Source organism: Pedobacter boryungensis (genome assembly GCF_013204825.1).
GTDB classification, from domain to species: Bacteria; Bacteroidota; Bacteroidia; order Sphingobacteriales; family Sphingobacteriaceae; genus Pedobacter; species Pedobacter boryungensis.
Window position 1 is genome coordinate 1,016,393 of sequence record NZ_JABMKV010000001.1, and the last position, 24,871, is coordinate 1,041,263.

Consider the following 24,871-nt stretch of genomic DNA (forward strand, 5'->3'; position numbering starts at 1 on the left):
TTATTGACTTTCGGGCTTAAACTATTTTTTGATGTTATTAAATAGTTTCCTCGATAACTTGCGTATAAAATTCTTTTAACTCCATGCCCATAGCCGCAACTTGCTGTGGAATAAAACTTGTTGCTGTTTGCCCAGGAATAGTATTAATTTCTATAAAATAAAAATTACCAGTTTCTTTTTCTAAGAAATAATCAATTCTTACTACACCATTGCAATTTAATTTTTGATAAACACCGGTTACTATTTCTCCAACCCTATTTTTTTCTTCATCAGTCATACGACCAGGTGTGATTTCTTCTGTTGCTCCAGGTGTATATTTTGCTTCAAAATCAAAAAACTCATTTGCAGGAATCACTTCTGTAGCTGGTAAAACAACAATTTCATCTTTGGATTTAAAAACACCAACTGAAAACTCTCTTCCCTCTACAAATTCTTCAATTAAGATTTGATTATCCTCATTAAAAGCTTTATCTAATGCAGCTTGCAAATCATCAGCATGTTTAACTTTACTCATACCAATACTACTACCACCGCTATTCGGCTTTACAAAATAAGGAAGCTTTAAATTATTTTTAATGTCATCAATATCGAAACTGATATTTTTAAATATTTGGATTGATTTAGCAACATGTAAATCTTTAATTCCATTAACTATTGCTTTTGTATAACCTTTATTCATTGTAATTGCAGATGTTAAGGCGCTACACGTAGTATAAGGAATACCAATCATATCAAAATAACCTTGCAATTTTCCGTCTTCACCTGGCGAACCATGAATAGCAATAAAAACACCATCAAATTTTATTTTCCTACCATTTAGGGTTAAAGAAAAATCATTTTTATCGATATCAATTTTCAATGAATCAGCTGGTTCATAAAACCATCCGGATTCTGTAAGCATTATTTTATATACATCGTACTTAGTTGAATCAATATTTTGAGCAATTGTTGCTGCGCTTTTTACAGATACTACCCATTCGCCTGTTGTACCTCCTGTTAATAATGCAATTGTTTTCTTCATTTGATAATCTTTACTATTTATAGCCAAAAATATAAATTAGTTGATGCAGATTTGATTTTAATTGAGATAAAATATTTTTTTAAACTAAATTTGGATTATTATACATCTATCACTTAGAAATTAAATGAGCAACTTTATTGCATATCTTAAAACTAAATCTTTCCGAACTAATCTTATCGCGGCAATATGTACAGTTGTAGCCATCCTATCAATTGCTTTTTTCAGTTTACGATTTTATACCAAACATGGTGAAGGCTTAAATGTACCAGAAGTAAAAGGACTTACCCTTGCACAAGCCGTTAGTAAATTAGAAGATTTAGGCTTACGTTACGAAATTGATTCGGTTTATATTATGGATAAGCCACCAGGGATAGTTACCGATCAAGATCCCGATGCAAATACCTTTGTAAAAGGAAATAGAACAATTTACTTGACAATTAATACTTCGCAAGCGCCTAATGTAAAATTCCCAGATATCGAAGCTAAATCTTTTCGAGAAGCACAATCTATTTTAGAAAGTTACCGATTAAAGTTAGGCGACACAACCTATAAGCCAGATGTTGCAAGAGACGTAGTTTTGGAAGCTTATTTTGGTGGTCAATTTATTAAAAGTGGAGAAGTTTTACCCACAGGATCGAGAATTAACTTAACACTTGGTGATGGTCGTGGAAATGAAGATGTAGAATTACCAAACTTGACTGGTTTAACAAAAGATGAAGCCAGATTTTCTTTAAAGGGTTCCATGCTTACTTTAGGTACTGTAACATACGAAGGTACAATAACAGATTCTGCTAATGCAATAGTAGTGATGCAATATCCGTTAGTAGCCGATACATTGACAAAGGTTAAAATAGGAACCCCAATAAACATTACACTATCTAACAAACCAAAAAATCAGTAGTAAATTATAAAATGAATAACGAGAAAAAACCATTGAAAAACACCACTAAAATCATATTAGTTAGTATAATAGTAATTGTTGCAATTGCAGGATTTTTTGGCCTCAAAATATATAACACATACTTGGCACCAAATGTAAGAGGCAACGCAAAATATATTTATATTAAAACTGGCATGGACTATACTAGTTTTTTACACAATTTATTAGAAAAGGGCATCTTAAAAAATGAAAATTCTTTTAAAGAAGCAGCCGAAAAGATGAATTTGGCAAGCAATATTAAACCAGGTCGCTATACTGTAAAAGATGGTATGAATAACCGTACGTTAATAAATAAATTAAAAGCTGGTAATCAGGATGCTGTAAAACTAAAATTCCAAAATATTAGAAAGAAAGAAAATTTTGCAGCGTATTTAGCTAAAAATATGGAAGCCGATTCATTAGCTTTCATTAGTGTTTTAGATTCTGCTGCTTTAATAGAGAAATATGGTTTTAATACCGAGAATATCTATACAATGTTTATTCCGAATACATATGAATTATATTGGAATGTTAGCCCGAACGAATTCTTTGAAAAAATGCAAAAAGAATATGTTAAATTCTGGACTGATGAGCGTAAGAGTAAAGCCGCAAAACTGAACTTAACTCCTATTCAAGTTTCTATTCTAGCTTCTATCGTAGATTCTGAAGCCCTTTACGACAAAGAGATGCCGACAATTGCTGGTTTATATTTAAATCGCTTAAATAAAGGTATTTTATTGCAGGCAGACCCTACCGTAATTTATGCTAACGATGATTTTACAGTAAAACGTGTTACCAATGCTTTACTTTCTGTAAATTCAAAATACAACACTTATAAATATGCAGGTTTACCTCCAGGACCAATTATGATGCCTAGCATTAAAGCTATTGATGCAGTGTTAAATCGAGAAGTAAACAATTATATCTATATGTGTGCCAAGGAAGACTTTTCGGGATACCACAATTTTGCTGAAACGAGAGAGCAACATGAAATTAATGCAAGAAAATATAGAGAAGCATTAAACAAACGTAACATCTATAAATAATGTTTGTATACGAAAGCAAAGTCAGGGTTCGTTACGTAGAAACTGATCAAATGGGTATTGTACATCATAGTAATTATACACAATATTACGAATTAGCAAGAACGGAATGTTTTGAAGCATGTTCTGGCATGACTTATGAATCTATGGAAGCTGAAGGAATTATGCTTCCCATACTTGAACTACAATCTAAATATTTAAAACCAGCTTATTATAATCAGGTTCTAACTATAAAATCTATTGTAAGGGAGTTACCTACAGTTAGATTAAATGTAGAATATGAAATTTATAATGAAACAAATGAACTCATAAATACAGGAAAAACAACTCTAGTTTTTGTAAATAAGCAAAATAGAAGGCCTTGTCAACCACCTGAAAATTTTATGAAAAACGTTCGTCAATATTTTAGTTAACAATGAATTGGATACACAAACAGTTATTAAGACTTAAAATCTATTCTCTTTTTATCGAATGGACAAAAGTTTGTGTATTACCTGGTTTTAGCCCTTTGCCTATTTACACGGTAGCTACTTTCTTTTTTAAAGAAATTGGAAAGGAAGCATTGGTAAATAAAGCTTCATCATTATCTTATAATTTTATGTTGGCTATATTTCCAGCCATCATTTTCTTGTTTACCCTAATCCCCTATATTCCAAAAAGTATCGGATTTCAAGATACTTTAATGTCATTGTTAGCTTTAGTATTACCGAATAATGCTTTTTTAGCTTTTGAGACAACTATTAATGAAATCGTAAATATTCAAAATGGAAGTTTACTTTCATTTGGTTTTGTACTGTCGTTATTTTTTGCAACGAATGGCGTTCATAAATTGATGGTTGCTTTTAATAAATCATCATTAATTGTAGAAACTAGAACTTGGTTGAAGCAAAGGATAGTTGCTATAATTTTAACTGTTATTATTTCCCTGTCAGTGATTGTTTGTATTGTGGCTATGGCAATGGGCGAACTTTTACTAACTTACTTACAGAAAGAGCTTCATTATAAAGGAGGTATTACACTTTTTGCTATTCAGTTTACACGATGGGCATTATTAGGAGTTTTGTATTTCATCACTGTTTCGATTTTATACCGTTACGGTCCAGCTCATGCAAAAAAATGGAAATTCTTTAGTGCAGGATCTTGGCTAGCAACCATACTCGCCTTCCTTACAATTTGGGGATTTTCATTCTACATCAACAACTTTAGCTCATATAATAAAATTTATGGTTCTATTGGAACTTTAATCGTTGTAATGATTTGGCTTTACCTCAACTCATTGATCTTGTTGGTAGGTTTTGAGCTTAATGCAAGTGTAGATTTATCAAAAAGAAGTGTTAAAATCATTAGACCAAACTTCAACATCTTCAAAAAACCACTTCCTGTAGAAGAAAAATTAGATAGATAGGTTTATTTTTTAATAAAACTATCTTTTCAAATATATAAAACCAATCAAAGCTATTCCCACCACGATGAAGTTGATATCATCATCTATAGGACAATTATTTACTAGACTATATTGTACGATCGTTCCGGGACTACTAGTATAGCCATCTCGCGTTGAATAAATGTAGCAACCCTCACCCGTGTTAACCTGACAGTAGGTGTTTGAACTTGCTATACGATCAGATTCATATCGATGATAATATGATGGAACACCATTTCGTAATTTACCCTCTGGATTGATATATGTATATGTTGTATTACTAGACAAACAACCAGTTGCAGCATTCGCAACAACACACAAAGAGCTAAAAAAGAAAATAATAAGTAGGGATGAGAAAAATTTCATTAAATTCAGTAATATTCAACCAATTAACGAAAAGTATGCCTTGTGTATCTTTTGAAGAAATATTTTTTCTTTAAAAGATAAAGTGTTGATTGTTAATATTTTATTTTAATTAATTATCATCTAAATCAAATACTCAAAATAATTGTACTGGGTAATGGGTAATTCTTTTCACCCTAAAAATCACGTATTGGGTAATTTATTGCACATTATATTCCAATTATATTTATAGAATTTCATTTGTTTTCCCAGTTCATATAGAAACAATATCATTGGTGTAGTAACACATTAAGTAGTATTGTGATTTTTTTATCCCTCTGTTATAAGCTTTTAGCCACTTTCTTTAAAAAAAAGGTATTCAGAGTTTGCAGATTTAATCCGGATTTGTACTTTTGCAGCGGAGAGCTGGCAGAGTGGTCGAATGCGGCAGTCTTGAAAACTGTTGACTGTCATAGGTCCGGGGGTTCGAATCCCTCGCTCTCCGCTCAAATAAATGCTATTAGTCGAAAGATTAATAGCATTTTTGTTTTATGTCAATTTCTGCCATGTCTTAATTATATTTACAATCATGATTTATGCAAATAAAAAAGTGGTTTCTAAACCAGATTTAGCGCAACAAACGGCTCAAATTATTTCTAATATTAAAGAATGGGAAAGTAAAAATTTGGTACGACTTGAATTGGATACCGTTTTTTTATACCCTCAATTATGGAAAAACAAAATTGCTGCTATCAACTGGATTAATTGCTTACACCATTACTATTGTATAAAAAAGCAAATGAAAAAATCAGATAGTTTATATTTTAAAAACATAGAAACTGATGAGTTAATAGGCACTATGATCAACAAAAAACCTAAAGTTTTGATATTCAATGAAATAATGTAATTTTAGTTAATCAACTAAACACTTTATGACAACGGCTTCGAAACGCATTCTTTCTATTGATATTTTAAGGGGATTAGTCATGATAATCATGGCTTTAGATCATACCCGCGATTTTTTACATATGGGTAGTGTAACAAGCGACCCAATGAACCCAGAAGTCACTACCATTTTTCTGTTTTTCACACGATGGATAACTCATTTTTGTGCGCCAACTTTTGTATTCTTATCTGGTGTCTCTGCTTATCTTTCTTCAAAAAACAAAGACCCAAAACAAGCCAGTAACTTCTTAATTAAAAGAGGTCTGTGGTTAATTGTGGTAGAAATTGTATTTATCACTTTAGGATTAACTTTTAATCCATTATACAATTTCATCATTCTACAAGTAATTTGGGCTATTGGCTGTAGTATGATTTTATTAGGGATATTGAGTAGAATTTCTCATCGTTTAGTACTAATTGTTGGCTTAATTCTATTCTTCGGACATAACATCTTAAATTATCTTCAACTACCAGAACAAAATACTTTTAATGGAAGATTAATCGCATTTCTATTTACACCAAATGTTTCTTTTATCCCAATTGGAGACAACCATATTATCGGCATTTTTTATGCTATCTTACCATGGACAGGAGCTATGTTTTTAGGATTTTCTATTGGACATTGGTACACGAAAGAATTTGATGAAAACAAAAGAAAACATTTATTATTTTACAGTGGACTAGGTTTATTCTTGTCTTTTATCGTTTTACGCTATTTTGGTTTATATGGTAACCCAACTCAAAGAATAGTTTATAATGATATACTTAAAACCGTTTTTTCTTTCTTAAATGTGAGCAAATACCCACCATCTCTACAATATTATGGCATGACATTAGGGCCAGCTTTAATGCTATTATCTGGAATTGAGAATCTTAAAAATTGGTTTGCTAAAATTACAATGGTATATGGAAAAGTTCCATTCTTTTATTACGTTTTACACTTTTATATTCTTCATGTTGTATTGGTTATAGCTTTCTTTATGAGTGGGTATGGTGTGAAAGATATTGCTTCTCCGCAAATACCATTTTTCTTCCGTCCAGCAACTTTAGGTTATAGCCTACCTATTGTATATTTAATCTGGTTTAGTGTTGTAGCGAGTTTATATCGACCTTGTATTTGGTTTCAAAAATATAAAGCTACACATACACAATGGTGGCTTAGATATTTATAGACTATTGCTTTAATCAACATTTTTAAGATTTTGTTAATAATTAACAGCAAAGTTATTACATAAACATTACGGCTAAGCTACTTTATGGTTGTATTTTTGTTTATTGATGATGAGCAACAAAATTATATCAAAACTATTAGCTTATGCCATTACAAACTAAGATTCCACAAGGTGATATATTATCTATAGACATAGGTGGCACTAATATTAAAGCATGTTTATTAAGTCCAAAAGGGAAATTGCTAACGGATTTCAAAAAAACACCAACTCCCAAAAAATCAACTCCAGAAGCAATTTTAGAGGGAATAAAAAAACTAACAGCAGATTTTAAATCCTTTGAAAAAATTTCCATCGGCTTTCCTGGATATGTAAAAAATGGTGTTGTACAAACTGCACCAAATTTGGCCGAAAATAAATGGGTAAATGTAGATCTTGCCCAACAAGTAAGTAATCTATTTGGCAAACCCGTACGATTAATAAATGATGCAGACCAACAAGGTTTAGGTATTGTGAGCGGTAAAGGTTTCGAAATTGTATTTACGCTGGGTACAGGCTTTGGTACTTCCCTATTATTTGATGGAGAATTACTTCCTCACTTAGAACTCTCCCACTTGCCCGTTAATAAAACAGATGATTATGATGATTTTATTGGCGATAGAGGTTTTAATAAAGTGGGGAAAAAGAAATGGAATAAGCGTTTACAGTATATTATAGAAATTTACAAAACTGTTTTTAATTACGATAAATTATATATCGGAGGAGGAAATTCTAACGAAATTAATTTCGATTTAGATAAAAATATCAAATTAGTTTCTAATAAAGACGGTATCAAAGGCGGTGCTAAGTTATGGCTTGCCAAAGAAAAATATCATGTCCACACAACTTACCCACAGCAAAAATAATGGAAAACGTTAAGTTACTATTCTTAGATATTGGAGGTGTACTTTTAAGTGATGGATGGAACCATAAAGCAAGAATGCAAGCTGTTGAAAAATTTGGATTAGAACCTATTCAATTTCAAAAAGATCATGCAGTAGCTTTTCCTCTATTCGAAAATGGAAAATTGAATTTAGATCAATATTTAGATGCAGTTATTTTCAATGTAGATTGCCCTTTCTCAAAAGAAGACTTCAAACAGTTTATGTTTTCAAAATCAGAACAATTACCTGAATTTTTACCGTGGTTAATTGATTGGAAAAAGAAAAACAACATTAAAATTTTCTCTATTAATAACGAAGGAAAAGAATTTAATGATTATCGAATAAAAAAATTTAAGCTTCATGACTGTTTTGATGCTTTTATTTCGTCATGCGAAGTAGGTTTTTCAAAACCAGATCCATCTATTTTTAGACTCGCTTTAGGCATTGCCCAAGAAGAGCCTCAAAACTGCTTATATTTTGACGATAGAGCTATCCACGTTGCAATAGCTAAGCAAATGGGAATTAATGCGCATGTTCACAAAGGCTTTAAACAGGCTAAACTAATTTTAGAAAGTATAAATAAATCATAAAATGAATAACGATAGAAAAGCACAATACACCTTCGGAATGGTTGGTTTAGGAACTATGGGTCGTAATTTGCTATTAAACATGGCAGATAATGGATTTGCAGTTACAGGCTACGATAAGAGTGAAAAAATGCTACAAATCTTTGAAGAAGAAGGCAAAAAACATAACCTAAAGGGATTTTCAGAGATTGAAGATTTTGTACAAAGCTTACAAACCCCGCGTACAATTATACTTTTAGTGCCAGCTGGAGCAATTGTTGACAGTGTGATCTTAGAACTTCAACCTCTGTTAGATGAAGGCGATATCATTATTGATAGCGGTAACTCTCATTTTACCGATACCAGCAGAAGAGCAATTGAATTGAAAGAAAAAGGCATTCATTTCTTCGGGATGGGCATTTCTGGTGGTGAAGAAGGCGCTAGGTTTGGTCCAAGTATGATGCCAGGGGGTGATAAAAAAGCATATTCAGTCGTTAAAAAAATGCTAGAAGCAGTTTCTGCTAAAGTTAATGATGAACCATGTGTAACTTATATTGGTCCCGGTGCTTCTGGGCATTTTGTGAAAATGACGCATAATGGTATTGAATACGCAATTATGCAATTATTGGCAGAAACCTATGAAATTCTTAAAAATGGTTTAGATTATGATAATAATCAAATTCAAGCTGTATTTGAAAAGTGGAATAACGGGCGTTTAAAATCGTTTTTAATGGAAATTACTAAAGACGTATTTCTTTTTAAAGATGTTAAGACAGGTAATTTATTGGTAGATGAGATTAAGGACGAAGCAAAATCTAAAGGAACTGGTAAATGGACTTCACAAGTTGCGATGGATATTGAAACACCTATTCCAACAATTGATGCTGCAGTTTCGAGCAGAAACTTATCTAAACTGAAAAAACTACGTGTAGAATTAGCTGAAGCGTTTCCAGCAGCGGAAAAAATTAATGCAACCAAAGACTTTATTAACGATTTAGAGGAAGCTTTTTATTTCGCTATGGCTAGCGCTTATGCGCAAGGCATGCATTTATTATGGCAAGCATCTATTCAATATGAATATGAATTAAATTTAGCTGAAATTGCAAAAATTTGGCGTGGAGGATGTATTATAAGAGCAGAATTTTTAGAAGATATTTATCAAGCTTATAAAAAACAACCAGAGTTGCAGCATTTATATGAGGATACATCTATTCAAAAGAAAATTAATCAAAGTTTAAAAGGAACAAGAAATGTAGTTTGTTCAGCAATTCAAGCAGGGCTTGCAATTCCAGCTTATGCAGCCTCTTTAACTTATTTTGATACTTTAAAAACAAGCAGAATGCCATCAAATTTAACTCAAGCTCAAAGAGATTTCTTTGGTGCACATACTTTTGAGCGCATAGATAGTGAAGGGATTTTCCATGCAGATTGGAACAAACAGAATTTATAATGACCATTACAATGAAGAAAAAAAGCAAACTTAATCCAACCATATTTGTAATTTTTGGCGGCACAGGCGACTTAAACAAAAGAAAACTAGCACCAGCTTTATATAACTTATTTACAGAAGGTTATATGCCAGAAAAATTCTCAATTATAGGGACTGGTAGAACAAAATTTACTGATAAAAAATACCAAGAAGTTATTTTAGAAAATGTAAATGAATTCTCTAGAAATGGAAAAGTAAAAGACGATGCTTGGAAAGAGTTTGAAACCAATGTTCACTATAGTTCAACCGATGTTACCGTTCCAGAAACTTTTGAGGGTTTAAAAGCTGACATTGAGAAATATCAAACCGAATTTGGTCCAGAAACTCAAGTTATATTTTATCTAGCAGTAGCTCCAAATTTTTTCCCTTTAATTGCAGAGTGTCTATGTAAATATAAGCTAACAGAAAATGAGGACAATAGTAGAATTGTAATCGAAAAACCTTTTGGTCATGATTTGGAAACTGCAAAAGAGTTAAATCTATTGCTGAGCAAGATTTTTACAGAAAAACAAATCTACCGTATTGATCATTATTTAGGTAAAGAAACTGTTCAAAATATGATGGCTTTCCGATTTGCTAATTCATTATTTGAGCCATTATGGAACAGAAATTATATAGAGCATATTCAAATTTCAGTTACAGAACAACTTGGTGTTGGCGATCGTGGTGGATATTACGAAGGAGCTGGAGCATTGAGAGATATGATCCAAAATCACTTGCTGCAATTGCTGTGTTTAGTGGGTATGGAAGCTCCAATTTCATTTAACGCTGATGAAATTCGTGATAGAAAAGTAGAGGTATTAAAAGCCATGAGACCTTTTAAACCAGAAGAAATTAGTACAAATGCTGTTCGTGGACAATATAGTAAAGGCTGGGTTGAAGGAAAAGAAGTTCCGAGCTATAGACATGAAAATGGTGTAGATCCCCATTCTAATACAGAAACATTTGCTGCAGTTAAATTTTTCATAGATAATTGGCGTTGGCAAGGAATTCCTTTTTACTTGCGTACAGGAAAAAGGTTAAATCAAACCTCATCAATTATAACTATTCAGTTTAAAGATGTTCCTCATCATATTTTCTCTGCAAGAGCAACTGAAACCTGGCAACAAAATCGTCTAATCATCAGTATTCAGCCAGAAATGAGTATTCGTTTGCAAGTTCAGGCAAAAAGACCAGGTGTAAAAATGGTTTTAAATCCAGTAGATATGGTATTTGACTATAAAGGAACTTACGATACTGATACGCCAGAAGCTTATGAAACTTTGCTTTTAGATGCAATGAATGGAGACCAAACTTTATTTATGCGTGGCGATCAAGTTGAAGCTGCATGGGAATTAGTAATGCCAATTATTAACACTTGGGAAAATAAAAAATCTCTTAATTTCCCGAATTATCCTGCAGATAGTTGGGGACCAGAAGAAGCCGAAGCATTAATTGCAAGAGATGGTTTTCATTGGTTCACATTACCATTAAAGGACAAAGAATAAAAAATTGTCGTCATTACGGGGCATGAAGCAATCTTAATACCATTGTAAAATGCTTTAGGATTGCTTCGTGCCTCGCAATGACGATTTATGTATTAACAAAACTTAAAATGAACTTACATATCTTTAAATCTGTAGCAGAATTAAACGAAAACCTAATTATTTATGTAATTGATATTGCAAATAAAGCAATTGCTAGCAAGGGCCGTTTTGATTTTGTACTAACTGGCGGAAACTCCCCTAAAGAGCTTTATAAAGAATTATCAACTACATTTAAAGATAAAATTGATTGGAACAAGGTCTATTTCTTTTTTGGAGATGAAAGAAGCGTTTTACCGAATCATAAAGATTATAATGGCTTAATGGCTAAAGAAAATCTTTTCGATAATTTAAACACACCTACAAACCATATTTTTTATGTAGATACTACCTTATCTCCAGAAAAAGCAGCTATTGCTTATAAAAAAGCATTAGATGAACATTTTAAAGGTGAAGAAATTACGTTTGATTTAATTCTTTTAGGCATGGGTGATGATGCACATACAGCGTCTATATTTCCTCATACTAATTTGGTACATAACCAACATGAAACTGTGGCGGCTGTTTGGGTAGAAAAATTAAATACCCATCGCATTAGTTTAACGGCACCGCTAATTAATAAAGCTAAAAATGTTGCTTTTATCACCTTTGGAGAAAATAAAGCAAATGCATTAAAACATGTAATTGCAGACGAAGAAAAAGATTTTGAAATGTATCCAGCGCAACTTATAAAGCCACAAAGTGGAAATTTAGATTGGTTTGTGGATGAAAGCGCTACAAACTTTCTTAACTTATAAAATAGCAACTTTCGGGTTTTATGAAGTAATATAGGTAGCTACCTTTGATGTATCAAATAAATTAAAATGAGTACACAAGAGCAGTTAAATTATTATCGCATTGCAGAGGCAATAAGTTATTTGCAAGAAAACTTTAAGACACAACCAGATTTAGACGAAGTAGCGAAAAAAGTAAACCTAAGCCCATTTCATTTCCAACGGTTGTTTACTGAATGGGCTGGAGTTAGTCCTAAAAAGTTTCTACAATTTTTGAGTTTATCGTACGCAAAAAACATTTTAAGAGATAAACAATTAACCTTATTTGATGTTGCTTTTGAAACTGGTTTATCCAGTACAGGTCGCTTACACGATTTATTTGTAAATATTGAAGGGATAACGCCTGGAGAATTTAAAAATGGTGGAACGGATTTAATGGTCAACTATGAGTATTTCCCCACTGCTTTTGGGAATCTATTAATTGCTTCAACACCTAAAGGAATTTGTTTTATGGCATTTGCTGATGATGAGAACAGAACATTTCAAGAACTTAAACAGCAATTTCCTCAAGCAAAATTCACCAAACAAAAAGATACTATACAAGAAGCTGCTTTGCCTATATTTAATCAAAACTGGAGCCAAAAAGCTAATATAAAATTGCACTTAAAAGGAACAGCGTTTCAATTAAAGGTTTGGGAAACATTGTTAAAAATCCCAAAGGGAAATTTCACCACTTATGGTAGAATTGCGAAAGAAATTGGTCATCCAAATGCATCAAGAGCAGTCGGTTCTGCTATTGGCGATAATCCGATCGCATTTTTAATTCCATGTCATCGAGTTATTCAATCTTCGGGTAATTTTGGACAATATCATTGGGGTCAAGTGCGTAAAAGTATATTGTTGGCTTGGGAAGCTTCTCAAGTTAAGAACCCAAGCATGGATTTATTTAATACTGAATTAGATCAAACTTTAAACCTTTTGCCATATGGCGGAATTGTAAATTATTATGGTAAAATAATGCCACATTCATTGGCTAATCAGTATTACGAAAGTTTATTGGAAACCATAGAATGGAAACAGGATGAAGCTATAATTTTTGGAAAACACATTTTAACCAAAAGAAAAGTAGCTTGGTATGGAGATTATAATTTCGAATACACCTACTCAAATGTTACTAAGCAAGCATTAATCTGGACGAAAGAATTATTAGCATTAAAAATTTTGGTTGAAGAAAAATCGGGAGAAAAGTACAATTCTTGTCTTCTTAATTTATATCATAGTGGTGATGAAGGAATGGCATGGCATAGTGATGGCGAAAAAGATTTAAAGAAAAATGGTGCTATAGCTTCCTTAAGTTTCGGAGCTGAACGTAAATTCTCATTTAAACATAAATCAACCAAAGAACGAATTTCTTTAGTTCTAGAAAATGGAAGTTTATTGGTGATGAAAGATACCACACAAACAAATTGGCTACATCGTTTACCACCAACAAAAGTAATTAGCCAACCAAGAATAAATTTAACTTTTAGGATGATGGTTGAGCATTAAATCTCTAAATTTTCTTCAATCAATAAATTGATAATGCCATCAACCATACCAACTTTAGGGACGTAAACTTGCTTAATTCCCGTCCATTTCATTAATGTAAGATAAATCTCACACGCGGGAATAATTACATCTGCCCTATCTTGATTAAGCTTCATTAGTGTAATGCGTTCTTTTAAAGAATATGAATTAAGCTCGTTATATAGTGTTTTAAGCTTTAAGAATGTAAGTGGCATTTCTTCCTTTTCTCCAGACATGCGGAACAATTTATTGATATTTCCTCCAGTACCAATACCCGCTAAGTTTTTTAAATCTTTAGTTTGTTCTTTAACCCAAACCTTCATCTCTTCCCAAGTTTCATCTTTATCTTGGTTATCCAAAATACGGATTGTACCGATATTGAATGATTTAGATGCAATAGGCTGTTTATTAACAAAAACTGAAAGTTCTGTACTCCCCCCACCAACATCAATATATAAGTAGCTCTTTTTGGAATCTAAATTTTGTTCAATATGATTTGAGTAAATAATATTAGCCTCACGTTGACCTTCAATAATTTCTAAATCTATGTCAGTTAAAGCTTTTATTTTCTTTATAATATCCTTTCCATTTTCTGCTTCACGCATGGCTGAAGTTGCGCATGCTAAATATTTCGAAACGTGATAAACGTCCATCAGGTTTTTAAAAGCACTCATGGTTTTTATCAAATCTTCCGTTTTTTTTGATGATATTTTATGATCTAAAAAAGCATCATCGCCCAAACGCAAAGGCACTCTAACAAGTGTATTTTTTTTAAAACCATATTCATTATCGTTCAAGGTAATATCGGCAATTAATAATCTAACGGCATTAGAGCCTATATCTATGGCAGCGTATCTTATCATGAGCGTTATTGATGTTTGTTTTTAAGGTAGTTATAGGTCTGTACTTGGGCTCTTATTTTTGTAGTTAAGCGATTCTTATGATACTTATTATTATTTAATCGATTTATATCTCTTGCTTTAACATTGTCTTGCAACTGAAATTCTATAATGTCTCTAATTTCTTGCTTTACTCCTTCATCTAAAACTGGAAAACCAACTTCTACCCTATGCTCAAAATTGCGGCTCATTAAATCTGCAGATGAAAGAAACATTTCTTCTTTACCATTATTTCCAAAAATGAAAACACGAGCATGCTCTAAAAACTTATCGATTATACTAATAATAGTAATGTTTTCACTAAATCCTGCAACACCTGGCACCAAGCAACAAATTCCTCTTACAATAAGCTTAATTTGAACGCCAGCATTACTTGCATCGTACAGTTTTTGTACAATTCCTTCATCTGCCAAACTATTCACTTTTAAAATCATGTAAGCAGGCTTTCCTGCTTTCGCGAATTTGATTTCCCTATTAATTAAACCATATATTTTGTTCCTAGAATCTATTGGCGAAACGATTAAATGTTTAAAATCTTTTGCAACCGTACGTTTGTTTAACGCATTAAATAGTTTCTTTAAATCAAACGTTATTTCCTTTTTTGAAGTGAAAATACTGTGATCGCAATATATTCGAGCAGTTTTTTCATTAAAATTACCTGTCGCAAGATTGGCATAATACACACCTCTTCCTCTTTCCATCCTTTTAACGAGACAAATTTTAGAGTGTACTTTATAATCTGTTAAACCATAATTGACGTTAACACCTTCCTCCATTAGCCTGTTTGTCCAAAAAATATTTGCCTTTTCGTCAAACCTAGCTTTTAATTCTACAACACAATTAACTTTCTTACCATTTTTAGCTGCATTAATCAACGCATTAATTACCTTAGAATTTTCTGCAAGGCGATACAATGTGATGTTAATTTCTGTTACTTTAGGATCTATTGCTGCTTCTCGAAGAAATAGAAGGATATAATCGTATGATTGATAGGGTAAATTAACTAAGTAATCACGATTTGCTAGTTTGTTAAAAATACTTTCAGTTCTGTGTAAACCATCTACCTTAAGGGGTTCATTTATTGGATATTCTAAATCTTTTGATCCAACATTTGGAAAAGCGATAAAATCTCCAAATCGATGATAGCGATTACCTGGAATTAACCCTTCAGCTTCAATTTTTAATTTAGTAACCAAAATGCTCAGCATTTCAAAAGGCATTTGCGTATCGTATAATAAGCGCATTGGTTTACCTTTTTTGCGTTTATCAAGACTTGTTTTTAATTCTTCAATAAACTTATCGCTTATATTTTTATCAATATCTAGTTCGGCATCCCTTGTTAGTTGAATAGAAAAGGCTTCAATTTCATCGTAATTAAACACATAAAATATATCATCCAAGCAGTATTTAATAATATCTTCAGCTAAAATGATAAACTTTAGTCCATTTGTTTCTGGTAAAACTAAAAATCGAGGTAAATTCTCTGGTAATTCTATTAAAGCAAATTTTTCACTTTTTTTGCCTGTTTTTTTTGTCAAACGTACAAAAAAGTATAAATAACGATCTTTTAATTCTGGAAAAGGTTGATCCAAATCAATCATGATAGGAACCAAATTTGATAGAATTTTATCTCTAAAATGGTTCCGTACAAACTCCCCTCTTGATACGTTGAGTTGAGTATCGTTTAAAATAAATATTCTGTTTTGAGCTAATTCATTAATTAAAGTAGCCTGAAATATATTTTCGAATTTGCGTTCGTGTTTTACAACTATATTCTTGATTTCGTTTAGTACTTTTTTAGGATTAAAGCCTAATAGAGCTTTTGCTTTATCATTTAAGTTAACTAATCGACTTAGTGTAGCTACTCTAACTCGATAAAATTCTTCGAGGTTTGATGAAAAAATAGAAAGAAATTTAATGCGTTCAATTAATGGAACTGTTTCATCTGCAGCTTCCTGCAAAACACGTTCATTAAAATATAGCCAACTTATTTCTCTATTTAAAAATGGTAGCTTCTTTTTAGCCATGTATAAAAATCGAAAAAATCTCCCGAGTAATCGAGAGATTTCCAAATCTGCAAATTTTAGTGTTAAGTTAGTGTTAATTAATAGCTAATTTGACACCTGAATTTACTTTGTACTCGATGTATTTTTCTTAGCAGGAATAGCTTTTGAAGTTACTTTTTTAACCGGATTGTTTGACACTGCCTTAACAACTGGTTTTTTTTCACTATTCGCTGCAGTTTTAGTTTTATTTGCCATAGCCTTAGTTTTTGTTACCGCTTTTGTTACTGGTTTTTTTAATGCAGCTGCAGCTTTTTCCTCAGATGCAATACTTGCTACTTTTACACTCGACACAACAGGTTTAGCTTTAGCTACTGCTTTTTTAACCACTTTTGTTACAGATTTATCTACCTTCTTTAAAAGTTTAGATGCATCCTTTTTAGCTAATTTAACTTTTTTAGGAGCAGCATTTTTTGCGCTTGAAACATCATCAATTTTATTTCCTACAACATCTTTTACTTCTTTAAACTTTTTAGACAATTTTTTAGCAGCAATTTTACTAGCTTTCGCAATATCTTCTGCAATTAATTCCGCATTATGGCCTAAACCCTTAACTGCTTCTAGAAATCTACTTGTTAAGCTTTGTTCAAGTTGTTTTTTTGCGGCTTTTTTTGTTATTTTTTTCTGAGGTGTTGATTTATTGGTTTTCATATATTTTTTCTCGTTTTTTGTAGAATTAAGTTTATTTATTAAATCTATTATTTTTTATCAATTAAAGCTAAAATCATGCCCACTTTCGATATTGTAAGCAAAGTAGATGCCCAAACATTAGATAATGCAATTAACAATGCAAAAAAAGAGATTTTAAACCGTTATGATTTTAATGGTTCGAATAGTACAGTAGAATTAGATAAAAAAACGAACATCATAACTATTTTGACAGAAGATGATATGCGTTTAAAGGCTATCACCGATTCGATCATCTCTCGTATGATGAAACAAAATTTAGATCCAAAAAGTTTGGATTTCGGGAAAGATATTGTAGCATCTGGTAATATGATTAGAAAAGAGCTAAAAATTAAAGAGGGAATTGATAAAGAAGCAGCAAAAAAAATTGTTGCCAAAATTAAAGATAGCAAACTAAAAGTTCAGGCTTCAATGATGGATGATCAAGTTCGTGTGCAAAGCAAAAGCATTGATGACTTACAAAAAGTGATTTCTTTATGTAGAGGTGAAGATTTCGGACAGCCATTGCAGTTTATTAATATGAGAAACTAAATAGCTCACTAATCATTAGTTATTTGGCACCTTACCTAATTAACAAATGAATTATTGAACAAATAAACAATTGAATGGAAATTATAGAGAATGGTTTCATTTTTTCTGATGACAGTAATCTAATTGATGTAAATTCCGTACATCATTATTTAAGCACGCAATCGTATTGGGCAAAAGGAATTCCTTTGGAAATTGTGCAAAGATCTATTCATAACTCTTTGTGTTTCGGGGTATATAAAGATGATAAACAAGTCGGCTTTGCTCGTTGGGTAACCGACAGGGCTACTTTTGCTTATTTATGTGATGTGTTTATAGTAGAAGAATTTAGAGGATTAGGTTTATCTAAAAAACTAATGTCACTCATGATGTTTCATAAAGACTTACAAGGTTTAAGAACTTATACCTTGGGAACATTAGATGCACATCGTCTATATGAACAATTTGGTTTTAAAGCTTTAGCATTTCCTGAAAGAAGAATGGAAATAATAGTAAAAGATATCTACTTGAAATAAAAGGTAAGATAAAATATGTTTCATTTTCCATCTTACCTCTATACATTCATTATCTAAAGTTTACTTTTCTTCACTCCTTCTTTTGTAATCTTAACAGGATTAATAAATCCATCCTTATCAAAAGACATTCATTATCTAAAGTTTACTTTTCTTCACTCCTTCTTTTGTAATCTTAACAGGATTAATAAATCCATCCTTATCAAAAGACATTTCATCAATACAAGTTGCACGGTGATTGCCATCTTTTTCGCCTAATGGTCTGCGGTGATAAACAATATACCACAAATCTTTTTTAGCATCATGTATTACAGAGTGATGGCCTGCACCAGTTGCAATAGAAGTATCTTGCTTTAAAATTCTTCCAATTCTTTTAAAAGGCCCCATTGGTGAATCTGCTATCGCATAAGCAACATAATAATCTGGTCCTGTCCAACCACCTTCGCTCCACATAAAATAATATTTGCCATTTCTAATAAACATAAATGGACCTTCAGTATATCCTTCTGGTGTAATTTCTTTAAATATTGTACCATCAGCATTAGGTACAAAACCATTAAAATCGTTATTTAATTTGGCAATATTACAGTGCGACCAACCTCCATAAATTAGATAATATTGCCCGTCTTTATCTTTAAAAACAAATTGATCAATTGGTTGCGCTTTATTATAAAATTTATCTACTAATGGCTTGCCAATATGATCTTTAAATGGACCGTCTGGTTTATTTGCAACTGCAACTCCAATTCCACCAACTTCATTATCACTTTGAATATCATTTGCGCCGAAAAACAAATAATATTTTCCATCCTTTTTAATGATGGATGGTGCCCACATTGCTTTGTTTGCCCATTTGATTGCTGAAGTATCAATAATTTTTGGATGTTTTGTCCAAGTAACTAAATCCTTTGATGAAAAAGCATCCATAAATACCTGCTCTTTATATTTAGCAGAATAAGTTGGATAAACCCAATAAGTTTTATCAAAAATTTGAGCTTCAGGATCTGCATACCAACCAGGGAATATAGGATTACCAGAGGTTTGTGCTTGAGAAAATAATGGCAATGCCAAAAGGAAAACAATAATGCGGTGTAGTTTCATTAGATCTTTTGTTTACTGTAACGCAATATAAACAAAAATTATAAATCACTAAATCGTTTTAATAAGCAAATGTCATTGTTAGGTACAAAGAAATAATGAAAAGCACTACCAACCTTTAATCCATGTTTTTTGTTGATTTTCATCTAAAAATGTCCAGGCAATAATTCTTGTAATTTTGTTACCTGTAGACATTTCACTCGTTCTAATTTCAGCAACATCTACTCGTTTTAACATTGCGTAAATAGCGGCTAAATTTTCGCTTTTAGAAACTAAACTTGTAAACCAAAGGCATTGATTTTTAATTGATTTACTCTCTTCGATCATCTTTCCAATAAAAGCAATTTCACCTCCTTTTGTCCATAATTCGTTATTTTTACCACCAAAATTAAGGACAGGTTTAGCATAATTTTTATTTCCTAAATTTCTATTTTTCCTTTGTGACCCCGCATTAGCCTCTTCTGCAGACGCATGAAAAGGAGGATTACAAATGGTTAAATCAAAACGTTCTTCTTTATGGACAATCGTTTTAAATATTTCATTTTTAGCAGATTGCAACCTAATTTCTATTGCATTTTTTAAGGATGGATTTATAGCAATGATATTTTTCGCAGAGCGTATTGCAATTTCATCAATCTCAGAACCAACAAAATTCCATCCATATTCTTGATGACCAATAATTGGATATACACAATTAGCACCCACACCAACATCTAAAACTTTTATTTCCTTACCTATCGGAATAGTTTTATTATTACAAGAAGCTAATAAGTCTGCTGCGTAGTGAATATAATCTGCCCTACCAGGAATTGGTGGACAAAGATATCCTTCTGGTATATCCCAAAATTCTATTTGATAAAAATGTTTTAGTAAGGCTTTATTTAATGTTTTAACAGCACTTGGATTTGCAAAATCAATTGATTCATCGCCATATTTGTTTACGGTAACAAAGTTTGCTAGTTCTGAACATGAGTTAATTAAAACCTTAAAATCATACCTCGAACGATGTTTATTTCTGGAATGTAAAGTGCTTTTTTCTTGCTTAAACTTTTCCATTAAGCTGTTTTAACATCTTCTTCGCTATAATCTTTAATATCAGTGATGTAACCGTTAATCAATAGAAAATCAAATAGAGGTTTTGCATCCGGAGTTACCGGCATGTTTTCAGTAGAGATCACTGTATTTGTTTTTTTATCCATAAAAGGATAAGCGAAAAGTTTCACATTTTGCGTGAACATATCACTCACATATGCCAACAATTGACTTGAATAATTATCGCCGAAGTTTTTAGAATTGAAAACGAATTTAAGGTTATTAATATTTGTCGAAATCCCAACACTTTTTGGTTTACAGCGGCTTAAATATTTGGCTAATCTATTATGTCGTGTAAAATTAGAAACAATTACTAAATTCCCTGTTTTGCACATATCTTCAGCTCTTTTAGCTACAGCTTCTAAATCAATGTCATCAGGAGTTTCTTGCTCATCAGTTAAAACGTTCGTTAACAAAACCTCTATCATCACAGCAAGATCGCCATCTTCTACAGTGTTTGTACGTTTAAATTGTTCGGTTGCTTTATTAAATAAATTAAAGTTAGGCAATGATTTTTGACCGTATTTAGTCCTCAAAATCATAATGTCTTTCTTATACAATAAATCTTTAGCTTGACGAGGGTGTCCATCTGCATCAAAAATAGCTGCTGCAGAAAAATCTTTCATAATTAAATAAAGATTTAAGAGTGTATTATTCACATCTCCAAAAGCGGGTCCTTTTACCGAAATTAAGTCAATTTCCACCGAACCAACAGTTAAATTATCTGCTAATGATTCTATCATCACCTTTGGTTCATGGTAATGATAAAAAGCAGCGTAAACTAAGTTTACACCAATAATACCTAATACGCGTTGCTGCATATTTACATCGGTATCTAATAACCGAACATGGAAAAATATTTCGTTTGGCAAACCTTCTGGTTCATTCTGAAAACGAATTCCCACCCAACCATGGGGTTCATTTGTCCGTTTAAAATTTAACGTAGTAACAGTATCTGCAAATGCAAAAAAGGTACGATTATCATATTTTTCACCTAACAAACGTTCGTTAAGCAAACCAAATTCATGATCTAGCATTCTTAAAAGTCTATTCTGACTTACATATCTACCAGACGCTTCTGCACCATAGATCGCATCACTAAAAGTCATATCATAGGCCGACATGGTTTTAGCCACTGTACCGGAAGCTGCGCCAGCCGTAAAAAAATTACGTGCTACTTCTTGCCCTGCACCTATTTCTGCAAATGTCCCATAAATTTGTTCGTTTAGATTTATTTTTAAGGCCTTACGCTTGGTATCAAGAATTTCTCTTTCCATGGTGCAAAAATAACAAAAATCATTAGTTCATTAGCATCAATGGTCTATTACTTCAACTGACTAAATATTTAAACCAATGAACAAATGATTATAAAAAAGATAAGGGCAACATCTTTCGATGCTCCCTTACCAACCTTAAACTCAAAATCAAACTATTGTATTATGAAACTACAATTTCTTTATGTGCTTCTTTAGCTTCGTCTTTTTTACCAATGGTAATTGTTAAAATTCCATTAATATATTCTGCACTAATTTTTTCTGCGTCAATCCCTTCTGGCAATACAAATGATCTTGCAAATGAAGTATACTCAAACTCTTTACGTGTATAATCTTTTTGTACGTCAGTATTTTCTGCTTTTTTCTCTACCCAAACAGAAAGGTTATCTTTTTTAAGATCAATTTTGAAATCTTCTTTATTTAAGCCAGGAGCAGCTAATTCAATTTTGTAATCACTTGTGTTTTCATAAATGTTTACATTAGGTACTTTATTTACACCGTAATTTTTATTTAATGCATCGCTAAACAAAGAATCGAAAACATTGTTAAAATATGGTGCTGTGTTTCTTGTTTTGTTGTTAAATTTTACTAAAGTCATTTTAAATCCTCCGTTATATATATTTTAAATTATAATTGTTCATATTCAAACCTCATTCCAACCCTATTATTTATGTTTTTTAAGACATTTTGGCGAAAAAAAGAAATTGCAACAGACAAAAAGTCAGTTAATCTTGGTCATTCAGACAGTTTCAAGTATAAAACTACAATTGAAATGCGTTTTGCTGATTTAGATATGATGGGTCATGTAAATAATGCGGTTTATTTTACTTACATGGAAATTGGAAGAACAAAGTATTGGAATCATGCCATAAAATGGGATTGGCAAACCACAGGTGTTATAATTGGTCAAGCATCAATAGATTATTTAGCACCACTATTTTTAGGTGATAAAATAACAATGCAGGTACGCACTTCTAGAATAGGAACTACAAGTTTTGATTTAGAATATTTGATTTCAAAAGAAATAAATGGGAAAGAGATAATTTGCAGTAGAGGCAAAACTGTTTGCGTGGCTTTTGATTATAACTCAAAAAAGCCTGTCGCAATTCCAGATAAGGAAAGAAATAAAATGATGGAATTTGAACAACTTGCTGGTTAGCTAGCGGTTTGGTTCATTGGATAATTGGCTCAGTAACCAATCATCCAACAATCCATCAACTAATTAAATATCTTACCAGGATTTAAAATCCCTTTCGGATCAAAAACCTTTTTAATATTGCGCATTAAACTTAAGTGAATTTCGCTGTATTTAATAGACATATAATTCTTTTGCACTAATCCAATGCCATGTTCACCAGAAATTGTTCCACCTAAGTCGGTTGTTAATTCAAATATCTCTACAATACCATCTTTCAACTTATCATTCCAATCTTCATCACTCATACTGCCTTTAATAATATTAATGTGCAAGTTTCCATCTCCTGCGTGTCCATAACAAACACTTTCAAAACCATATTTAGTACCAATTTCTTTAATTCCATTGATCAACTTTGGCAATGCAGCCCTAGGTACAACCGTATCTTCTTCTTTATAAACTGAGTTTGATTTTACAGATTCGGCCATTGTTCTACGCATTCGCCATAAATCTTCTTTTTGTTGCGCTGTATCTGCAAAAAGAACTTCTGTACATCCAAATTCTTCGAGTACCATATTTACCTTTTCACAATCTTTAAAAATGGTGTCTAAGTCATCTCCATCAAACTCAATCATTAAAAATGCATTTACATCATCTTTTAAATCGAACTTTATATCATCAAATTTAATTACCCACTCTACCCCTTTCCTTTCCATAAACTCTAATGCAGATGGCGTAATTCCTGCTCTAAAAATAGCTGATACTGCCGCACAAGCTTGTTCATTTGTAGCAAATGAACCTAACATCAATACAGTTTGACTCACTGCAGGAATTAGTTTTGTTACAATTTTAGTAACTACTGCCAAAGTTCCTTCCGAACCGATCATCAGCTGTGTTAAATTATAACCAGAAGCATATTTTAATGTATTTGCACCAGTCCAAATTACATCACCATTAGCCAAAACAATTTCTAAATTGAGAATATATTCACGAATAGTACCATATTTAACTACTCTTGGCCCACCAGAACCATGCGCTACATTACCACCAATAAAACATGAACCTTTACTACTCGGATCTACCGGATAAAGCAATCCCTTTTCGGCAATGGCATTCATAAATTCCTCAGTAATTACACCAGGCTCAACAGTAGCTTGTAAATTTTCAGTATCAATATCTATAATTGCTTTAAATTTTTCCATTGACAATAGAACTCCACCAAAAATTGGCAAAGCAGCGCCACTTAAACCAGTTCCTCCGCCACGTGGCGTAACCGGAATGTGATATTGGTTACAGATTTTAAGCAGTGCTGAAACACTAGCAGTATCTACAGGCTTAACCACAACTTCTGGGAAATAGCTCAAATCTTCAGTTTCATCATGACCATAATTTGCTAATGATTCATCATCAACAAAAACATTTGCTTTACCAATAGCATTTTCAATTTCAGCTAAAATAGCGCTCGTAATTTTGGTGTATTCCATTTTATTTTGAAGAAGTATATTTTAATTGTACAAATGAATGACCTATCTCGCCAGGCATAGGTGGATGTATTTTTTTTATCCCAACAGTTGTTGTTGCTATAAATGGATAAACTTTTATTAACTCATCTATTATATTTTTAACGACTGTTTCTAGCAGCTTTTGCGTCTTTTGCATAGCCGATATGAGAATTGTATTGATCACCTCATAGTTTACGGTTTGCTTTAAATCTTCTGTATCGCCAGTTGGTATAAAAGTTACCTCAATATCCACAGAAAAATGACTTCCTGTGAGCTGTTCTTCAGGATAAAATCCGTGAAAAGCATAAAACTTTACATCTTTTAAGGCAACTGTTTGTACAAACATTAGGTTTAACTTATTTAAAAGCAATTTATGTAG

Annotated in this window: 25 protein-coding genes and 1 tRNA gene; 16 read left to right on the forward strand and 10 right to left on the reverse strand. The window is 32.0% G+C overall.

Annotated elements, in window-relative coordinates:
- Positions 1-37: 37 nt before the first annotated feature.
- The gene (locus HQN85_RS04420; protein ID WP_173269192.1) at positions 38-1,021 is read right to left on the reverse strand and encodes a D-alanine--D-alanine ligase; all 984 of its coding nucleotides are present in this window, start codon (positions 1,019-1,021) and stop codon (positions 38-40) included.
- A gap of 124 nt (positions 1,022-1,145) precedes the next feature.
- Here HQN85_RS04420 and HQN85_RS04425 point away from each other — a divergent pair, with 124 nt between their 5' ends.
- The 13 genes from HQN85_RS04425 (at position 1,146) to HQN85_RS15860 (ending at position 13,684) form a co-directional block, all read left to right on the forward strand.
- A complete protein-coding gene (locus tag HQN85_RS04425) occupies positions 1,146-1,922 on the forward strand; it encodes a PASTA domain-containing protein (protein WP_173269194.1) in 777 nt (258 codons plus the stop codon).
- Positions 1,923-1,933: 11 nt separating this feature from the next.
- The gene (gene mltG / locus HQN85_RS04430) at positions 1,934-2,986 is read left to right on the forward strand and encodes an endolytic transglycosylase MltG (protein ID WP_173269196.1); all 1,053 of its coding nucleotides are present in this window, start codon (positions 1,934-1,936) and stop codon (positions 2,984-2,986) included.
- Complete coding sequence (locus HQN85_RS04435; RefSeq protein WP_173269198.1) at positions 2,986-3,396, forward strand: acyl-CoA thioesterase; 411 nt, start codon at positions 2,986-2,988, stop codon at positions 3,394-3,396. The genes mltG and HQN85_RS04435 overlap by 1 nt, the downstream gene beginning before the upstream one ends.
- A 2-nt stretch (positions 3,397-3,398) precedes the next feature.
- Complete coding sequence (locus tag HQN85_RS04440) at positions 3,399-4,388, forward strand: YihY/virulence factor BrkB family protein (RefSeq protein ID WP_173269199.1); 990 nt, start codon at positions 3,399-3,401, stop codon at positions 4,386-4,388.
- Between the two features lie 780 nt (positions 4,389-5,168).
- Positions 5,169-5,253: transfer RNA gene (locus tag HQN85_RS04445), tRNA-Ser, on the forward strand.
- 84 nt (positions 5,254-5,337) lie between these two features.
- Positions 5,338-5,655 (forward strand): hypothetical protein, encoded by a 318-nt coding sequence (locus HQN85_RS04450; protein WP_173269201.1) that lies wholly within the window; start codon positions 5,338-5,340, stop codon positions 5,653-5,655.
- A 25-nt stretch (positions 5,656-5,680) separates the two neighbouring features.
- Positions 5,681-6,865, forward strand: a complete 1,185-nt coding sequence (locus HQN85_RS04455) for a DUF1624 domain-containing protein (RefSeq protein ID WP_173269203.1) — start codon at positions 5,681-5,683, stop codon at positions 6,863-6,865.
- Between the two features lie 143 nt (positions 6,866-7,008).
- Positions 7,009-7,767 (forward strand): ROK family protein, encoded by a 759-nt coding sequence (locus HQN85_RS04460; RefSeq protein WP_173269205.1) that lies wholly within the window; start codon positions 7,009-7,011, stop codon positions 7,765-7,767.
- Positions 7,767-8,375 (forward strand): HAD family hydrolase, encoded by a 609-nt coding sequence (locus HQN85_RS04465; protein WP_173269207.1) that lies wholly within the window; start codon positions 7,767-7,769, stop codon positions 8,373-8,375. The genes HQN85_RS04460 and HQN85_RS04465 overlap by 1 nt, the downstream gene beginning before the upstream one ends.
- A gap of 1 nt (position 8,376) precedes the next feature.
- The gene (gene gndA / locus HQN85_RS04470; RefSeq protein ID WP_173269209.1) at positions 8,377-9,801 is read left to right on the forward strand and encodes an NADP-dependent phosphogluconate dehydrogenase; all 1,425 of its coding nucleotides are present in this window, start codon (positions 8,377-8,379) and stop codon (positions 9,799-9,801) included.
- 11 nt (positions 9,802-9,812) lie between these two features.
- Complete coding sequence (gene zwf / locus HQN85_RS04475) at positions 9,813-11,327, forward strand: glucose-6-phosphate dehydrogenase (protein WP_173269211.1); 1,515 nt, start codon at positions 9,813-9,815, stop codon at positions 11,325-11,327.
- Between the two features lie 107 nt (positions 11,328-11,434).
- Positions 11,435-12,160: a 6-phosphogluconolactonase gene (pgl, locus tag HQN85_RS04480; RefSeq protein ID WP_173269213.1), complete on the forward strand. Its 726-nt coding sequence runs from the start codon at positions 11,435-11,437 to the stop codon at positions 12,158-12,160.
- Positions 12,161-12,226: 66 nt separating this feature from the next.
- On the forward strand, positions 12,227-13,684 hold the full coding sequence (locus HQN85_RS15860) for a methylated-DNA--[protein]-cysteine S-methyltransferase (RefSeq protein WP_173269215.1): 1,458 nt from the start codon (positions 12,227-12,229) through the stop codon (positions 13,682-13,684).
- Here the strand turns inward: HQN85_RS15860 and HQN85_RS04490 are convergent.
- The 3 genes from HQN85_RS04490 to HQN85_RS04500 all read right to left on the reverse strand — a co-directional run bounded on the left by HQN85_RS04490 (position 13,681) and on the right by HQN85_RS04500 (position 17,315).
- Positions 13,681-14,565: a Ppx/GppA phosphatase family protein gene (locus HQN85_RS04490; RefSeq protein ID WP_173269217.1), complete on the reverse strand. Its 885-nt coding sequence runs from the start codon at positions 14,563-14,565 to the stop codon at positions 13,681-13,683. The genes HQN85_RS15860 and HQN85_RS04490 overlap by 4 nt on opposite strands.
- A gap of 5 nt (positions 14,566-14,570) precedes the next feature.
- A complete protein-coding gene (gene ppk1 / locus HQN85_RS04495) occupies positions 14,571-16,628 on the reverse strand; it encodes a polyphosphate kinase 1 (protein ID WP_173269219.1) in 2,058 nt (685 codons plus the stop codon).
- Positions 16,629-16,730: 102 nt separating this feature from the next.
- Entirely contained in the window at positions 16,731-17,315 is a 585-nt protein-coding gene (locus HQN85_RS04500; RefSeq protein ID WP_173269221.1) for a hypothetical protein, read from the reverse strand.
- A 75-nt stretch (positions 17,316-17,390) separates the two neighbouring features.
- Between HQN85_RS04500 and HQN85_RS04505 the strand changes: the two genes are divergently transcribed.
- Positions 17,391-17,882: a YajQ family cyclic di-GMP-binding protein gene (locus HQN85_RS04505; RefSeq protein WP_173269222.1), complete on the forward strand. Its 492-nt coding sequence runs from the start codon at positions 17,391-17,393 to the stop codon at positions 17,880-17,882.
- A gap of 74 nt (positions 17,883-17,956) precedes the next feature.
- Positions 17,957-18,394: a GNAT family N-acetyltransferase gene (locus HQN85_RS04510; protein WP_173269224.1), complete on the forward strand. Its 438-nt coding sequence runs from the start codon at positions 17,957-17,959 to the stop codon at positions 18,392-18,394.
- Positions 18,395-18,529: 135 nt separating this feature from the next.
- Here the strand turns inward: HQN85_RS04510 and HQN85_RS04515 are convergent, their stop codons facing one another.
- The 4 genes from HQN85_RS04515 to HQN85_RS04530 all read right to left on the reverse strand — a co-directional run bounded on the left by HQN85_RS04515 (position 18,530) and on the right by HQN85_RS04530 (position 22,453).
- Positions 18,530-19,492, reverse strand: a complete 963-nt coding sequence (locus tag HQN85_RS04515) for a glycoside hydrolase family 43 protein (RefSeq protein ID WP_173269226.1) — start codon at positions 19,490-19,492, stop codon at positions 18,530-18,532.
- A gap of 105 nt (positions 19,493-19,597) precedes the next feature.
- Positions 19,598-20,545 (reverse strand): 23S rRNA (adenine(1618)-N(6))-methyltransferase RlmF, encoded by a 948-nt coding sequence (gene rlmF / locus HQN85_RS04520; RefSeq protein ID WP_173269228.1) that lies wholly within the window; start codon positions 20,543-20,545, stop codon positions 19,598-19,600.
- Positions 20,545-21,858, reverse strand: a complete 1,314-nt coding sequence (locus HQN85_RS04525; protein WP_173269230.1) for a nicotinamide mononucleotide adenylyltransferase — start codon at positions 21,856-21,858, stop codon at positions 20,545-20,547. The genes rlmF and HQN85_RS04525 overlap by 1 nt, the downstream gene beginning before the upstream one ends.
- 160 nt (positions 21,859-22,018) lie before the next feature.
- Positions 22,019-22,453 carry an Hsp20/alpha crystallin family protein gene (locus HQN85_RS04530; protein WP_173269232.1) on the reverse strand — a complete coding sequence of 145 codons (435 nt, stop codon included), beginning with the start codon at positions 22,451-22,453 and terminating at the stop codon, positions 22,019-22,021.
- Positions 22,454-22,525: 72 nt separating this feature from the next.
- Between HQN85_RS04530 and HQN85_RS04535 the strand changes: the two genes are divergently transcribed.
- Positions 22,526-23,014, forward strand: a complete 489-nt coding sequence (locus tag HQN85_RS04535; protein WP_173269234.1) for an acyl-CoA thioesterase — start codon at positions 22,526-22,528, stop codon at positions 23,012-23,014.
- A gap of 59 nt (positions 23,015-23,073) precedes the next feature.
- Here HQN85_RS04535 and HQN85_RS04540 read toward each other — a convergent pair whose 3' ends face one another.
- Together HQN85_RS04540 and HQN85_RS04545 are read right to left on the reverse strand one after the other, a co-directional pair.
- Positions 23,074-24,474: an FAD-binding oxidoreductase gene (locus tag HQN85_RS04540; protein WP_173269236.1), complete on the reverse strand. Its 1,401-nt coding sequence runs from the start codon at positions 24,472-24,474 to the stop codon at positions 23,074-23,076.
- Position 24,475: 1 nt separating this feature from the next.
- Positions 24,476-24,838 carry a dihydroneopterin aldolase gene (locus HQN85_RS04545; RefSeq protein WP_173269238.1) on the reverse strand — a complete coding sequence of 121 codons (363 nt, stop codon included), beginning with the start codon at positions 24,836-24,838 and terminating at the stop codon, positions 24,476-24,478.
- Positions 24,839-24,871: the final 33 nt, after the last annotated feature.

Excerpts from the sequence above, each read along its gene's own strand:
- rlmF (WP_173269228.1), bottom strand. The coding sequence starts at position 20,545 with ATGGAAAAGTTTAAGCAAGAAAAAAGCACTTTACATTCCAGAAATAAA.
- HQN85_RS04440 (WP_173269199.1), top strand. The coding sequence starts at position 3,399 with ATGAATTGGATACACAAACAGTTATTAAGACTTAAAATCTATTCTCTT.
- HQN85_RS04455 (WP_173269203.1), top strand. The coding sequence starts at position 5,681 with ATGACAACGGCTTCGAAACGCATTCTTTCTATTGATATTTTAAGGGGA.
- HQN85_RS04510 (WP_173269224.1), top strand. The coding sequence starts at position 17,957 with ATGGAAATTATAGAGAATGGTTTCATTTTTTCTGATGACAGTAATCTA.
- HQN85_RS04525 (WP_173269230.1), bottom strand. The coding sequence starts at position 21,858 with ATGGAAAGAGAAATTCTTGATACCAAGCGTAAGGCCTTAAAAATAAAT.
- HQN85_RS04450 (WP_173269201.1), top strand. The coding sequence starts at position 5,338 with ATGATTTATGCAAATAAAAAAGTGGTTTCTAAACCAGATTTAGCGCAA.
- HQN85_RS04490 (WP_173269217.1), bottom strand. The coding sequence starts at position 14,565 with ATGATAAGATACGCTGCCATAGATATAGGCTCTAATGCCGTTAGATTA.
- HQN85_RS04420 (WP_173269192.1), bottom strand. The coding sequence starts at position 1,021 with ATGAAGAAAACAATTGCATTATTAACAGGAGGTACAACAGGCGAATGG.
- ppk1 (WP_173269219.1), bottom strand. The coding sequence starts at position 16,628 with ATGGCTAAAAAGAAGCTACCATTTTTAAATAGAGAAATAAGTTGGCTA.
- pgl (WP_173269213.1), top strand. The coding sequence starts at position 11,435 with ATGAACTTACATATCTTTAAATCTGTAGCAGAATTAAACGAAAACCTA.
- HQN85_RS04545 (WP_173269238.1), bottom strand. The coding sequence starts at position 24,838 with ATGTTTGTACAAACAGTTGCCTTAAAAGATGTAAAGTTTTATGCTTTT.
- HQN85_RS04515 (WP_173269226.1), bottom strand. The coding sequence starts at position 19,492 with ATGAAACTACACCGCATTATTGTTTTCCTTTTGGCATTGCCATTATTT.
- HQN85_RS15860 (WP_173269215.1), top strand. The coding sequence starts at position 12,227 with ATGAGTACACAAGAGCAGTTAAATTATTATCGCATTGCAGAGGCAATA.
- HQN85_RS04530 (WP_173269232.1), bottom strand. The coding sequence starts at position 22,453 with ATGACTTTAGTAAAATTTAACAACAAAACAAGAAACACAGCACCATAT.
- HQN85_RS04500 (WP_173269221.1), bottom strand. The coding sequence starts at position 17,315 with ATGAAAACCAATAAATCAACACCTCAGAAAAAAATAACAAAAAAAGCC.
- zwf (WP_173269211.1), top strand. The coding sequence starts at position 9,813 with ATGAAGAAAAAAAGCAAACTTAATCCAACCATATTTGTAATTTTTGGC.
- HQN85_RS04460 (WP_173269205.1), top strand. The coding sequence starts at position 7,009 with ATGCCATTACAAACTAAGATTCCACAAGGTGATATATTATCTATAGAC.
- HQN85_RS04435 (WP_173269198.1), top strand. The coding sequence starts at position 2,986 with ATGTTTGTATACGAAAGCAAAGTCAGGGTTCGTTACGTAGAAACTGAT.
- HQN85_RS04425 (WP_173269194.1), top strand. The coding sequence starts at position 1,146 with ATGAGCAACTTTATTGCATATCTTAAAACTAAATCTTTCCGAACTAAT.
- mltG (WP_173269196.1), top strand. The coding sequence starts at position 1,934 with ATGAATAACGAGAAAAAACCATTGAAAAACACCACTAAAATCATATTA.
- HQN85_RS04540 (WP_173269236.1), bottom strand. The coding sequence starts at position 24,474 with ATGGAATACACCAAAATTACGAGCGCTATTTTAGCTGAAATTGAAAAT.
- HQN85_RS04535 (WP_173269234.1), top strand. The coding sequence starts at position 22,526 with ATGTTTTTTAAGACATTTTGGCGAAAAAAAGAAATTGCAACAGACAAA.
- HQN85_RS04505 (WP_173269222.1), top strand. The coding sequence starts at position 17,391 with ATGCCCACTTTCGATATTGTAAGCAAAGTAGATGCCCAAACATTAGAT.
- gndA (WP_173269209.1), top strand. The coding sequence starts at position 8,377 with ATGAATAACGATAGAAAAGCACAATACACCTTCGGAATGGTTGGTTTA.
- HQN85_RS04465 (WP_173269207.1), top strand. The coding sequence starts at position 7,767 with ATGGAAAACGTTAAGTTACTATTCTTAGATATTGGAGGTGTACTTTTA.